Genomic DNA, 13,202 nt, shown 5'->3' with positions numbered 1-13,202 from the left:
TGAAGAGGGGGAACGGGCCCGGAATCCCGCCCTGCGGCACCCGGGTCGCCGCGCACCGGGCAAACCGGCACGGGACCTTCACGGCACGGACGCACCACCATCACCGAGTACGACACAGACGCACCATCACTGAGCACACCACCACCACTGAGGGGGAGCAGCAGGTGAGCATGACGGCCGCCGCCACCGGCGGACCCGGGACGGGAACCCCTTCCGGGTCCGGCACCGGACTCGGCTTCTGCCGGGTCACGATCGTCGCGCCGGACAGCCGTATCGACGTGGCACTGCCCGACGACGTCCCGGTCGCCGACCTCTACCCCGAGATCCTCCGGCTGTCCCAGCAGAGCCCCGAAGCGGGCGCCCCGGTCGGCTACCACCTCGTCCGCACCGACGGCACCGTGCTGGACAGCGCCCGCTCCTTCGCCGCCCAGCGCATTCTCGACGGCGAACTCCTCACCCTGCGCCCGTTCGCGGAGTCCCTGCCGCCGGCCGTCCACGACGACGTCGCCGAGGCCGTCGCCTCCTCCGTCGGCAGGCAGCACAAGCTGTGGAGCGGCGACCTGACCCGGGCCGCGGGCCTCGTCGGCGGCGGCGTGCTGCCCGCGCTGCTCGCCTTCGTCGCCTGGACCTCCGAGCCGCGCCACGACATGCACGGCCTGGCCGGCATCCTCGCCGCCGTCACCGGCATCCTCCTGGTCGTGCTCTCCGCGGTCCGGGCCCGCGTCTACGACGACCGCGGCTCGGCCGTCGCCCTCGGTCTCGGCGGACTGCCCAACATCGGCGTCGCCGGCAGCGGCCTGCTGCCGCTGAGCGCCGGCGAGGGCATCGGCAGACTGCAGTTCCTGCTGGCGTGCGCGGCCGTCCTCCTCGCCGCGCTGGTCCTCGCCCTGTCCTCACCCCACGGCGACGGCCCGTTCGTCGCCTTCGTCTTCGCCTCGGCCGTCGCCCTGGTCGTCGTCTTCGTCGCGACCCTCACCGACTGGTCCGCGACCGAGACGGCCGGCGTGTGCGCGCCCGTCGCCGTCGGCGCCCTGGCCTTCCTGCCCGGCATGTCGATGCGCTTCGCCCGGCTGCCGATCGGCTTCGAGAACCCCAGCAGCGGCACCCCCCGGGCCCCGCGTCCCGCCTACGGCGCCGACTCCTCCCCGCACGAGCCCCTGGACACCGAGCGCATCGAGGCACAGGCGCGGCGCGGCCACGAACTCCTCGTCGGCCTGGTGGGCGGCTGCGCGCTGCTCACCGTCGGAGCCTCGGCCGTGCTCGGTTTCTCCGACGACATCTGGGCCCAGCTGCTCGCGTTCGCCACCGGTGTCGCCATGCTCATGCGCGCGAGCCTCTTCCGCTACACCGCACAGGTCGCCTCCGTGCTGGCCGCCGGCCTGGCCGCGCTGGTACTGCTGGGCCTCGGCCTCGCCCTCAACCCGCCGCAGCACATCATGCGCGCGGCGCTGGCCGGTGACCGCGCCGACCTGGAGATCCGCACCATCTGGCTGATCGCGGCCATCGCCCTGGCCACCGCCCTGGTGACGGCGCTGGGCCTGATCCTGCCGCGCGGGGGGCTGACCCCCTTCTGGGGACGCTTCCTGGAGATCTGCGAGGGCTTCGTGCTGCTCACTCTGATCCCGCTCACCCTGGCGGTCTTCGACGTGTACGCGACGGCACGGTCGATGACCAGCAAATAGACGGCCGGCGGACGGACGGCCGGGCCCCGGCTCACGCGGAACCGGGGCCCGGCCGTCGTCGTCGGCGCGGCGCGCTCACTGCACGTCGAGCCCCCCGTTGTGAGCCATGGGCTTCAGATCGAACTCCCCGTCCCGGGCCCCCAGCACGAACGCCCGCCACTCCGCCTCGGTGTAGCGCAGCACGGTGGCCGGGTCGAGGGAGGACCGCATCGCCACCGCCCCGCCCGGCAGGTACGCGATCTCCACGCGCTCCTCGTGCTCCTCCGTGCCCGGTGCGCAGTGCCACTCGACGCCCGAGATGTCGAGCGCGTACAGCTCGTCGCGCTCCCGCTCCTTGCGCGCCTTGATCTCCGCTTCCGTTTCCGCCATCGTGCAGCGACCCCTTCCCGAGGTAGGTACGGTCCCGGCGCTCACCCTAGTGGCCGATGCGACCGCCTCAGGGGGGTTCGGAGACCGCGCGCAGGACCCCGGCGATCGCCTGGTACCCTGAGTGACGGCCGTTTGTGTACGCACCTCCGGAACCGCCGTGTTCTGGAGGCCGCGCCCAGCGGATCCCCGCCTCCCGAGTAACGGAAGCTCCCTCGAGATGTAGACCGGGGGCACTCGGTGGCACTCACCAGACTATGAGGAGTACGCGTGTCGCTCGACGCCGCTACGAAGAAGCAGATCATCTCCGAGTTCGGTACCAAGGAGGGTGACACCGGCTCCCCCGAGGTCCAGGTCGCCATGCTCTCCCGTCGGATCTCCGACCTGACGGAGCACCTCAAGACCCACAAGCACGACCACCACTCCCGTCGTGGCCTGCTGATCCTCGTCGGTCAGCGCCGTCGCCTGCTGCAGTACCTGGCGAAGAAGGACATCCAGCGCTTCCGTGCGCTGGTCGACCGCCTGGGCATCCGCCGCGGTGCGGCGGGCGCCAAGTAAGTCGCCGTGAGGGGAGCGGTTCCCGGAAGCACCCGGGAGTCGCTCCCTTTGCCGTATGCGGGCGCCTGCTCCGCCTGCGGAAACCCCCGTTGTGCGTGCGGGGACGTGCGGAGTGTCACTCACGCTTTGTAGTGTGGTAGCACAACGCAATACGCACGACACGGAACGACGTACGACACAGGTCGTGCGACACAGGTCGTACGACACCCAGAACGAGGAGGAGCGCATCCAGCCGCCGCCGGTCCTCGGTAGTGGCCCCCGGGGGGAAGCGAGCCCCGGGTGCTTCGATCGAAGACCGGCCCGCACCGCACGGAGCGCTTCTCCGCCACCGTCCCCCTGCCACACGGGCAGCCGAGGGACGAAAGACGACAAGTAACGGAGAAAACGCTAGTGGAGAACGAGACCCACTACGCCGAGGCCGTCATCGACAACGGCGCCTTCGGCACCCGCACCATCCGCTTCGAGACGGGCCGCCTGGCCAAGCAGGCCGCCGGCTCCGCCGTGGCGTACCTGGACGACGACACCATGGTGCTGTCGGCCACCACCGCCTCCAAGAACCCCAAGGACCAGCTCGACTTCTTCCCCCTGACGGTGGACGTCGAGGAGCGGATGTACGCCGCCGGCAAGATCCCCGGCAGCTTCTTCCGCCGTGAGGGCCGGCCGTCCGAGGACGCCATCCTCACCTGCCGCCTCATCGACCGCCCGCTGCGCCCGTCCTTCAAGAAGGGCCTGCGCAACGAGATCCAGGTCGTCGCCACGATCATGGCGCTCAACCCCGACCACCTGTACGACGTCGTGGCGATCAACGCCGCGTCCGCGTCGACGCAGCTGGCCGGCCTGCCCTTCTCCGGCCCGATCGGCGGCGTCCGCGTCGCGCTGATCCGCGGCCAGTGGGTCGCCTTCCCGACCCACACCGAGCTGGAGGACGCCGTCTTCGACATGGTCGTCGCCGGCCGTGTGCTGGAGGACGGCGACGTCGCGATCATGATGGTCGAGGCCGAGGCCACCGAGCAGACGATCAAGCTGGTCGAGGGCGGTGCCGAGGCGCCGACCGAGGAGATCGTCGCCGCCGGTCTTGAGGCCGCGAAGCCCTTCATCAAGGTCCTGTGCCGCGCCCAGGCCGACCTCGCCGCCAAGGCCGCCAAGCCGACCGCCGAGTTCCCGATCTTCCTGGACTACCAGGACGACGTGTTCGAGGCCCTGACCGCCGCCGTCCGCCCCGAGCTGGCCCAGGCGCTCACCATCGCCGGCAAGCAGGAGCGCGAGGCCGAGCTGGACCGCGTCAAGGGTCTGGCCGCCGAGAAGCTCCTGCCGGAGTTCGAGGGCCGCGAGAAGGAGATCTCCGCCGCGTACCGCTCGCTCACCAAGCAGCTGGTCCGCGAGCGCGTGATCAAGGAGAAGAAGCGCATCGACGGCCGCGGTGTCACCGACATCCGCACCCTGGCCGCCGAGGTCGAGGCCATCCCGCGGGTGCACGGCTCCGCGGTGTTCGAACGTGGCGAGACCCAGATCCTGGGCGTCACCACCCTCAACATGCTCCGCATGGAGCAGCAGCTGGACACCCTCTCCCCGGTGACCCGCAAGCGCTACATGCACAACTACAACTTCCCGCCGTACTCCACCGGCGAGACCGGCCGCGTCGGCTCCCCCAAGCGCCGCGAGATCGGCCACGGCGCCCTCGCCGAGCGCGCGCTCGTGCCGGTGCTGCCCGCGCGCGAGGAGTTCCCCTACGCGATCCGCCAGGTGTCCGAGGCGCTGAGCTCCAACGGCTCGACGTCCATGGGCTCGGTCTGCGCCTCCACCATGTCGCTGCTGAACGCCGGTGTGCCGCTCAAGGCCCCGGTCGCCGGTATCGCCATGGGCCTGATCTCCCAGGAGATCGACGGCGAGACGCACTACGTCACCCTCACCGACATCCTCGGTGCGGAGGACGCCTTCGGCGACATGGACTTCAAGGTCGCCGGCACCAAGGAGTTCGTGACCGCCCTCCAGCTCGACACCAAGCTGGACGGCATCCCCGCCTCCGTCCTCGCCGCGGCCCTCAAGCAGGCCCGCGACGCGCGTCTCCACATCCTCGACGTGATGATGGAGGCCATCGACCGGCCCGACGAGATGTCCCCGAACGCCCCGCGGATCATCACCGTCAAGATCCCGGTCGACAAGATCGGTGAGGTCATCGGCCCCAAGGGCAAGATGATCAACCAGATCCAGGAGGACACGGGCGCCGAGATCACCATCGAGGACGACGGCACGATCTACATCGGTGCCGCCGACGGTCCCTCGGCGGAGGCCGCCCGCGCCACGATCAACGGCATCGCCAACCCGACGATGCCCGAGGTCGGCGAGCGCTACCTGGGTACGGTCGTGAAGACGACCACCTTCGGCGCGTTCGTGTCCCTGCTGCCCGGCAAGGACGGTCTGCTGCACATCTCGCAGATCCGCAAGCTCGCCGGCGGCAAGCGCGTGGAGAACGTCGAGGACGTGCTCGGCGTGGGCCAGAAGGTCCAGGTCGAGATCGCCGAGATCGACTCCCGCGGCAAGCTCTCCCTCGTCCCGGTGATCGAGGGCGAAGAGGGCGACGACGAGGCGAAGGACGACGCCGAGCAGTGACGTCCCGTAGCTCGAAGGCGACGGCCCGCCCCTCCTCGGAGGCGCGGGCCGTCGCCCGTACCCAAACCCTGATCAAGGGCACGGCCGGCATCGGCACCGTGCGCAAGACCACCCTCCCGGGCGGGCTGCGCATCGTCACCGAGACGCTGCCCTCGGTCCGCTCCGCCACCTTCGGCATCTGGGCGCACGTCGGCTCCCGCGACGAGACCCCGGCCCTGAACGGCGCCACGCACTACCTGGAGCACCTGCTCTTCAAGGGGACCCGCCGCAGGTCCGCCCTGGACATCTCCGCCGCCCTCGACGCGGTCGGCGGCGAGATGAACGCGTTCACGGCCAAGGAGTACACGTGCTACTACGCACGCGTGCTCGACACCGACCTGCCCCTCGCCATCGACGTCGTCTGCGACATGCTGACCGGCTCGCTGATCCTCGAAGAGGACGTCGACGTCGAGCGCGGCGCGATCCTCGAAGAGATCGCCATGACCGAGGACGACCCGGGCGACTGTGTGCACGACCTGTTCGCGCACACCATGTTCGGCGACAACGCCCTCGGCCGCCCGGTCCTCGGCACGGTCGACACGGTCAACGCCCTCACCGCCGACCGCATCCGCCGCTTCTACCGGAAGCACTACGACCCGACCCACCTCGTGGTCGCCTGCGCCGGCAACACCGACCACGCCAAGGTCGTACGACAGGTCCGCGCGGCCTTCGAGAAGGCGGGCGCCCTGGGCAAGCCGGACGCGCAGCCCATCGCCCCGCGCGACGGCCGCCGTACGATCCGCGCCTCCGGCAAGGTGGAGCTGCTGGCCCGCAAGACCGAGCAGGCGCACGTCGTCCTCGGCATGCCCGGGCTCGCCCGCACCGACGACCGCCGCTGGGCCATGGGCGTGCTCAACACCGCCCTCGGCGGCGGCATGTCCTCCCGCCTCTTCCAGGAGGTCCGGGAGAAGCGCGGCCTCGCCTACAGCGTGTACTCCTACACCTCCGGCTTCGCCGACTGCGGCCTCTTCGGCGTCTACGCCGGCTGCCGGCCCAGCCAGGTGCACGACGTGCTGCGGATCTGCCGCGACGAACTCGACCACGTCGCGCAGAACGGCCTGTCCGACGACGAGATCGCCCGCGCCATCGGCCAGCTGAGGGGCTCCACGGTCCTGGGCCTGGAGGACACCGGCGCGCTGATGAACCGTATCGGCAAGAGCGAGCTGTGCTGGGGCGAGCAGATGTCCGTGGACGACATGCTGGCGAAGATAGCCGCGGTCACCCCGGACGAGGTCCGCTCCGTCGCCCGCGACATCCTGGGACAGCGCCCGTCGCTGTCGGTCATCGGCCCGCTCAAGGACAAGCAGGCCTCCCGCCTGCACGACGCGGTCGCCTGAAACACCACCGGTTAGGAAACAGGAACATGAGCAAGCTGCGCGTGGCGGTCCTCGGTGCCGGGGGCCGGATCGGGTCCGAGGCGGTCAAGGCGGTCGAGGCCGCCGAGGACATGGAGCTGGTCGCCGCCCTCGGCCGCGGCGACAAGCTGGAGACGCTGGCGGAGTCCGGCGCCCAGGTCGCCGTCGAGCTGACCACCCCGGCCTCGGTCATGGGCAACCTCGACTTCTGCGTGCGCCACGGCATCCACGCGGTCGTCGGTACGACGGGCTGGACCGACGAGCGCCTCGCGCAGCTGAAGGGCTGGCTGGCCCAGTCCCCGGAGACCGGCGTGCTCATCGCGCCGAACTTCTCCATCGGGGCCGTGCTGACGATGAAGTTCGCGCAGATCGCGGCGCCGTACTTCGAGTCGGTCGAGGTGGTCGAGCTGCACCACCCGAACAAGGTGGACGCCCCCTCCGGTACCGCCACGCGCACCGCCCAGCTCATCGCCGAGGCCCGCCGGACGGCCGGCACGGCACCCGCGCCGGACGCGACCGTCACCGCCCTCGACGGCGCCCGTGGCGCCAGCGTCGACGGCATCCCCGTGCACGCCGTCCGGCTGCGCGGCCTCCTGGCCCACCAGGAGGTCCTGCTCGGCGGCGAGGGCGAGACCCTCACCGTGCGGCACGACTCCCTCCACCACAGCAGCTTCATGCCGGGCATCCTGCTCGGCGCCCGCCGGGTGGTGACCGCTCCGGGCCTCACCTTCGGCCTGGAGCACTTCCTGGACCTGAGCTGACAGCCACTGCCATGCGCGCGAAGATCACCTACCTCGTCACGGCCGCCGTCCTGGTCTTCTACTTCGTCCTGGTCGGCAGCCGCGGCGTGATGCTCATCCAGGCCGGCACGCTCCTCACCGTCACCTTCGGGGTGGCGGTGCTGATCCTGCCGGTCATCGGCCTGTGGTTCCTCTGGAAGAACACCCAGTTCGTCCGCCGGGCCAACGCCCTCGCCGCGGAGCTGGAGGCCGAGGGCGGCCTGCCGGCCGACGAGCTGACCCGCCTGCCCAGCGGCCGCATCGACCGCGACTCGGCCGACGAGGTGTTCGCCAAGCGCAAGGCCGAGACGGAGTCGTCCCCCGACGACTGGCGCTGCTGGTTCCGCCTCGCCGTCGCCTACCACGACGCCCGCGACACCCCGCGTGCCCGCAAGGCCATGCAACGCGCGATAGCCCTCCACGCCGGCAGACCACCCCAGCCCTGACACCGGACGGGGTACGGCGGCCACCCACAGCCTCCGATCCCCCGGTGCCCGCCGCCCGCGCCGTGAGGTGTGACGGAGCCCTTCCGACTCCCGGCCGCCCTTACGCGCGAGGGCCGACGGCCACCGGCCGGAGCTCGGGATGGCGGCCCCGCGTGGGAGAGTCCGCTGCCCTCCGCCGGCCCGCACGGCTGCCGCGCGAGACGGGACGAAGGCTTCCCGGCTCCGGCCGGACTTCGAGCCCGGGATCCCGGGGGACAGCCCGCTGTCCTCCGCTGTGGCCGCCGTGTGCCCTGTGGCCCAGCCACGCCGAAGGGGCCGCCCCACCTCGCGGTGGGGCGGCCCCTTCGGGCGTGCTTGCGGGTCAGCCGCGGCCGTTCTCCGCCGCCCAGGCCTCCACCGCGTCCGCCGCCCGGTCGAAGGCGAGCGGGCGGCCGAGAAAGTCCAGGCCGTGGGTGGTGAGCAGGGGCGGGGTGTCCTCGGGCCGCCGGTCCTTGCGGACGAGCGCCAGCGCCTGCCCCTGTACCGTGCGCGGCAGCCCCAGCCAGCGCACCGGCTGCTGCACCGTCCGCACCGAGACGACCCGCGCCCATGGCACCGTCCGCGTCACCAGCAGACCGGTACGGCGCAGCCCGCGCCGGCTGACCCACACCCCCATGCGCAGCAGCCGCAGCGCGCCGACGACGATCACCAGCCCGACGCCGAGGACGGCCCCGGCGGTGGCCGGCGCGCCGGTCAGCGCGATGAGCACCGCGGTGAACAGCGCGACGGAGGCGAGCAGCAGCACCAGCGCCGCCAGCCCCACCCGCCAGGGTCCGGGCCGGTAGGGGCGCCGCCAGCGGTCGGGGTCGTCGTACGGCAGCGCACTCTCGGCCACCGAATCGAAGGCACGGTCGGCCGTCAGGAAGGACAGGGGCACGGCTGGTCCTCACTCGCTCCTCGCGCGGGCTGTGCCGTGAGGCTATCCGGCCGTCTTCCCGCTCACCAGCCTTGAGCGTCCGGAAGAGTACTCAGTGCCCCTGGGACGCCTGGGACTGCTGAGCCGGCGTACCGGAGGGCGCGGAGAGCGCCGGCGTGCCCAGGATCAGGGCGCCGGCGAGCCCGGCGACGAGGGTGAGGCCCAGCAGCCAGCGCCCGGCCATCTCGCCGAAGGACGCCCGCCTGCGGGGCGGGGGCGTGACATTACTGCGGAACCTGTCCGCCTCGGCCAGGAAGGCGAAGGGTACGGGCTCGCGCCGACGGAACATCGTGGGTGCCGCTCCTCTCAGGGTTTGTGATCGAACACGCAGACCTCACCGATACAGACGCGCGAGTGACACGAAAGGTGCCCATATCCGAAAAAATCTCGGGCGTCGCACGGGGCGAGGTGGTGTCCAGGGCCCGTCGGGTGCCCCCGTAAGGTGGTCGCAACCGCAGAAGTAATGGGAAGGATCCGTACCCCCGTGACCACCCCCGAGTCGCTCACGTTCCGCAGCGACGTCACCGTCGAGCTGGTGAAGTCCAGCGCTTCGGACGCCGACGTGCTCTTCGCCGCCCGCGTCTCCACCGCCGGCGAGCAGTCCCTGGAAGAGCTGAAGAAGGACCCCGAGCGCTCCAAGGGCCTGATCAACTTCCTGATGCGCGACCGGCACGGCAGCCCGTTCGAGCACAACTCGATGACCTTCTTCATCAGCGCCCCGATCTTCGTCTTCCGCGAGTTCATGCGGCACCGCGTCGGCTGGTCGTACAACGAGGAGTCCGGCCGCTACCGGGAGCTGGAGCCCGTCTTCTACGTCCCCGGCGCCGACCGCAAGCTCGTCCAGGAGGGCCGCCCGGGCAAGTACGTCTTCGTCGAGGGCACCCCGGCCCAGCACGAGGCGGTAACCGGCGCCCTGCGCGAGTCGTACGAGCAGTCGTACACGGCCTACCAGAAGATGCTCGCCGACGGCGTCGCCCGCGAGGTCGCCCGCGCCGCCCTCCCCGTCGGCCTCTACTCCTCGATGTACGCCACCTGCAACGCCCGCTCCCTGATGCACTTCCTCGGCCTGCGCACCCAGCACGAGCTGGCCAAGGTGCCGTCCTTCCCGCAGCGGGAGATCGAGATGGTGGGCGAGAAGATGGAGGCGGAGTGGGCGAAGCTCATGCCGCTGACGCACGCCGCCTACAACGCGAACGGGCGTGTGGCCCCGTAGCGAAGCCTTGTTCCCTTGCCGGAACGGATGTACGGGTCAGCCTGGCGAGGTGTCCGTATTGCGGCATTTAGAGAAGTTCATCTAGCCTGATCAAACGGACCCGGCACTGCTTGAACCCCCGAGCAGGCAGTGCCGGGCTCCTTCTTTGTCCTGACTTTCCCGATACCCCACGGGCACACCCCGCATCGCGTACCGAGTAGCGTGTTACCCATGGCTCCGACCTCGACTCCGCAGACCCCCTTCGGGCGGGTCCTCACCGCCATGGTCACGCCCTTCACGGCGGACGGCGCACTCGACCTCGACGGCGCGCAGCGGCTCGCCGCCCACCTGGTGGACGCAGGCAACGACGGCCTGATCGTCAACGGCACCACCGGCGAGTCCCCCACCACCAGTGACGCGGAGAAATCGGACCTGGTACGAGCCGTCCTGGAGGCCGTCGGCGACCGCGCCCACGTCGTCGCCGGCGTCGGAACCAACGACACCCACCACAGCGTCGAGCTGGCGCGCGAGGCCGAGCGCATCGGCGCCCACGGCCTGCTGGTCGTCACGCCGTACTACAACAAGCCCCCGCAGGAGGGCCTGTACCGGCACTTCACGGCCGTCGCGGACGCCACCGGCCTGCCGGTCATGCTCTACGACATCCCCGGTCGCAGCGGCGTCCCGATCAGCACCGAGACGCTCGTCCGGCTCGCAGAGCACCCCCGGATCGTCGCCAACAAGGACGCCAAGGGCGACCTCGGCCGCGCCAGCTGGGCCATCGCCCAGTCCGGCCTCGCCTGGTACTCCGGCGACGACATGCTGAACCTCCCGCTGCTCTCCGTGGGCGCGGTCGGCTTCGTCTCGGTCGTCGGCCACCTCGTCACCCCCGACCTGCGCGCCCTGGTGGACGCGTACGTCTCCGGCGACGTCGTCAAGGCCACCGAGATCCACCAGAAGCTGCTCCCGGTCTACACCGGCATGTTCCGTACCCAGGGCGTCATGACCACCAAGGCGGCACTCGCCCTCCAGGGCCTGCCCGCCGGACCGCTGCGCTCGCCCATGATCGAGTGCTCGCCCGAGGAGATCGCCCAGCTCAAGAGCGATCTTGCTGCCGGCGGGGTACAGCTCTGACTACAGACTTGGCACCACACGGGCTTCACAACTGAAGAACAACAGAAGAGGCGGGCCACCGGTGCCCGCACCCCACAACGACAACTGCTTCCGCACGAACGTCATGCGCGCCACGTGCCATACCGGTACGTGGCGCGTGTGGTTGAGGAGAGTCTTTTGAGTCATCCGCATCCTGAACTCGGCCCGCCGCCGCCGCTTTCCGAGGGCGGCCTGCGGGTCACCCCGCTCGGCGGGCTCGGTGAGATCGGCCGGAACATGACGGTCTTCGAGTACGGCGGCCGCCTGCTGATCGTCGACTGCGGAGTGCTCTTCCCCGAGGAGGAGCAGCCCGGAATCGACCTGATCCTGCCGGACTTCTCGTCCGTCCGGGACCGCCTCGACGACATCGAGGGCATCGTCCTCACGCACGGCCACGAGGACCACATCGGCGGCGTCCCCTACCTGCTCCGCGAGAAGCCGGACATCCCGCTGATCGGCTCCAAGCTGACCCTCGCCCTGATCGAGGCCAAGCTCCAGGAACACCGGATCCGTCCGTACACCCTGGAGGTGGCGGAGGGGAACCGTGAGCGCATCGGCCCCTTCGACTGCGAGTTCGTCGCCGTCAACCACTCGATCCCGGACGCCCTGGCCGTCGCCATCCGCACGCCCGCCGGCATGGTGGTGCACACCGGCGACTTCAAGATGGACCAGCTGCCGCTGGACAACCGACTCACCGACCTGCACGCATTCGCGCGGCTGAGCGAGGAGGGCATCGACCTCCTCCTCGCCGACTCGACGAACGCGGAGGTCCCGGGCTTCGTCCCGCCCGAGCGCGACATCTCCAACGTGCTGCGGCAGGTCTTCGCCGGTGCCGGCAAGCGGATCATCGTGGCGAGCTTCGCCAGTCACGTCCACCGCATCCAGCAGATCCTGGACGCGGCCCACGAGTACGGCCGCCGGGTCGCCTTCGTCGGCCGCTCCATGGTCCGGAACATGGGCATCGCCCGCGACCTGGGCTACCTGAAGGTCCCGCCGGGTCTGGTGGTGGACGTCAGGACACTGGACGACCTGCCCGACCACGAGGTGGTCCTGGTCTGCACGGGATCCCAGGGCGAGCCGATGGCGGCCCTGTCCCGCATGGCCAACCGCGACCACCAGATCCGCATCGTCGAGGGCGACACGGTCATCCTCGCCTCCTCGCTGATCCCCGGGAACGAGAACGCGGTCTACCGCGTGATCAACGGCCTGACCCGCTGGGGCGCCAACGTCGTCCACAAGGGCAACGCCAAGGTGCACGTTTCCGGCCACGCGTCCGCGGGCGAGCTGCTGTACTTCTACAACATCTGCCGCCCGAAGAACCTGATGCCGGTCCACGGCGAATGGCGCCACCTGCGGGCCAACGCCGAGCTGGGCGCCCTGACCGGTGTCCCGCACGACCGGATCGTCATCGCCGAGGACGGCGTGGCGGTCGACCTGATCGAGGGCAAGGCCAAGATCTCCGGCAAGGTCCAGGCCGGTTACGTCTACGTCGACGGGCTCTCGGTCGGCGACGTCGGCGAGCCGGCGCTCAAGGACCGCAAGATCCTCGGCGACGAGGGCATCATCTCGGTCTTCGTGGTCGTGGACGCCTCCACCGGCAAGATCACCGGCGGACCGCACGTCCAGGCGCGCGGCTCCGGCATCGAGGACTCGGCCTTCGCCGACGTCCTCCCGAAGATCACGGAGGTCCTGGAGCGGTCCGCCCAGGACGGCGTGGTGGAGCCCCACCAGCTCCAGCAGCTCATCCGCCGGACCCTCGGCAAGTGGGTCTCGGACACGTATCGCCGCAGGCCGATGATCCTGCCCGTGGTCGTGGAGGTCTGACGACCCGTCGGTGGTCACCAGGAGCGGGGCGCCTCGATTTGCATCGGGGCGCCCCGCTCCAGTACGTTTACGGCTCCGCCCAACCGGGAACCCCAGCACTTCACGTGCTGGACATGGATCCCCGGAGCGGGTGGGAAATCCGGCTCAGAACTTCTGATAAAGTCGGAACCGCCGGAAAGGGAAACGCGAGAGCGGGAACCTGGAAAGCACCGAGGAAATCGGATCGAGAAAAGATCTGATAGAGTCG

At 70.5% G+C, this 13,202-nt stretch carries 12 protein-coding genes; 9 read left to right on the top strand and 3 right to left on the bottom strand.

Translation table 11 applies throughout. The annotated features are described in order from the left end of the window. Window positions 1-170 precede the first annotated feature (170 nt). Window positions 171-1,682, top strand: a complete 1,512-nt coding sequence (gene eccD / locus IG05_RS0126000) for a type VII secretion integral membrane protein EccD (RefSeq protein ID WP_037814763.1) — start codon at window positions 171-173, stop codon at window positions 1,680-1,682. A gap of 75 nt (window positions 1,683-1,757) precedes the next feature. On the opposite strand, the gene IG05_RS0125995 is transcribed toward eccD, so the two are convergent. Next, entirely contained in the window at window positions 1,758-2,051 is a 294-nt protein-coding gene (locus IG05_RS0125995; protein WP_030346287.1) for a DUF397 domain-containing protein, read from the bottom strand. Between the two features lie 267 nt (window positions 2,052-2,318). Between IG05_RS0125995 and rpsO the strand changes: the two genes are divergently transcribed. The 5 genes from rpsO to IG05_RS0125970 all read left to right on the top strand — a co-directional run bounded on the left by rpsO (window position 2,319) and on the right by IG05_RS0125970 (window position 7,835). Beyond that, on the top strand, window positions 2,319-2,606 hold the full coding sequence (gene rpsO / locus IG05_RS0125990; RefSeq protein ID WP_030041128.1) for a 30S ribosomal protein S15: 288 nt from the start codon (window positions 2,319-2,321) through the stop codon (window positions 2,604-2,606). 390 nt (window positions 2,607-2,996) lie between these two features. Then, the gene (locus IG05_RS0125985; RefSeq protein WP_030346286.1) at window positions 2,997-5,216 is read left to right on the top strand and encodes a polyribonucleotide nucleotidyltransferase; all 2,220 of its coding nucleotides are present in this window, start codon (window positions 2,997-2,999) and stop codon (window positions 5,214-5,216) included. Beyond that, window positions 5,213-6,592 carry a M16 family metallopeptidase gene (locus IG05_RS0125980; protein ID WP_030346285.1) on the top strand — a complete coding sequence of 460 codons (1,380 nt, stop codon included), beginning with the start codon at window positions 5,213-5,215 and terminating at the stop codon, window positions 6,590-6,592. Before IG05_RS0125985 ends, IG05_RS0125980 begins: the two co-directional genes overlap by 4 nt. A gap of 26 nt (window positions 6,593-6,618) precedes the next feature. After that, window positions 6,619-7,371, top strand: coding sequence for a 4-hydroxy-tetrahydrodipicolinate reductase (dapB, locus tag IG05_RS0125975; RefSeq protein ID WP_030346284.1), 753 nt, complete (start codon window positions 6,619-6,621; stop codon window positions 7,369-7,371). Window positions 7,372-7,382: 11 nt separating this feature from the next. Beyond that, window positions 7,383-7,835 (top strand): tetratricopeptide repeat protein, encoded by a 453-nt coding sequence (locus IG05_RS0125970; RefSeq protein WP_030346282.1) that lies wholly within the window; start codon window positions 7,383-7,385, stop codon window positions 7,833-7,835. 361 nt (window positions 7,836-8,196) lie between these two features. Here IG05_RS0125970 and IG05_RS0125965 read toward each other — a convergent pair whose 3' ends face one another. Both IG05_RS0125965 and IG05_RS0125960 read right to left on the bottom strand, forming a co-directional pair. Next, window positions 8,197-8,751 carry a hypothetical protein gene (locus tag IG05_RS0125965; RefSeq protein WP_030346280.1) on the bottom strand — a complete coding sequence of 185 codons (555 nt, stop codon included), beginning with the start codon at window positions 8,749-8,751 and terminating at the stop codon, window positions 8,197-8,199. Between the two features lie 91 nt (window positions 8,752-8,842). Further along, on the bottom strand, window positions 8,843-9,079 hold the full coding sequence (locus IG05_RS0125960) for a hypothetical protein (RefSeq protein ID WP_030346279.1): 237 nt from the start codon (window positions 9,077-9,079) through the stop codon (window positions 8,843-8,845). A gap of 174 nt (window positions 9,080-9,253) precedes the next feature. On the opposite strand from IG05_RS0125960, the gene thyX reads away from it, so the two are divergent. The 3 genes from thyX (at window position 9,254) to IG05_RS0125945 (ending at window position 12,955) form a co-directional block, all read left to right on the top strand. Beyond that, a complete protein-coding gene (gene thyX / locus IG05_RS0125955) occupies window positions 9,254-10,003 on the top strand; it encodes an FAD-dependent thymidylate synthase (protein WP_030346277.1) in 750 nt (249 codons plus the stop codon). A 210-nt stretch (window positions 10,004-10,213) separates the two neighbouring features. Next, complete coding sequence (dapA, locus tag IG05_RS0125950) at window positions 10,214-11,113, top strand: 4-hydroxy-tetrahydrodipicolinate synthase (protein ID WP_030346275.1); 900 nt, start codon at window positions 10,214-10,216, stop codon at window positions 11,111-11,113. A 156-nt stretch (window positions 11,114-11,269) separates the two neighbouring features. Continuing rightward, complete coding sequence (locus IG05_RS0125945) at window positions 11,270-12,955, top strand: ribonuclease J (RefSeq protein WP_030346274.1); 1,686 nt, start codon at window positions 11,270-11,272, stop codon at window positions 12,953-12,955. The last annotated feature ends 247 nt before the right edge of the window (window positions 12,956-13,202 follow it).

The sequence above is a fragment of the Streptomyces sp. NRRL S-1022 genome, from assembly GCF_000720135.1.
Classification (GTDB): Bacteria; Actinomycetota; Actinomycetes; order Streptomycetales; family Streptomycetaceae; genus Streptomyces.
Note: the sequence above shows the minus strand (reverse complement) of the source record. Positions and strands in the feature narration are given on the sequence as shown.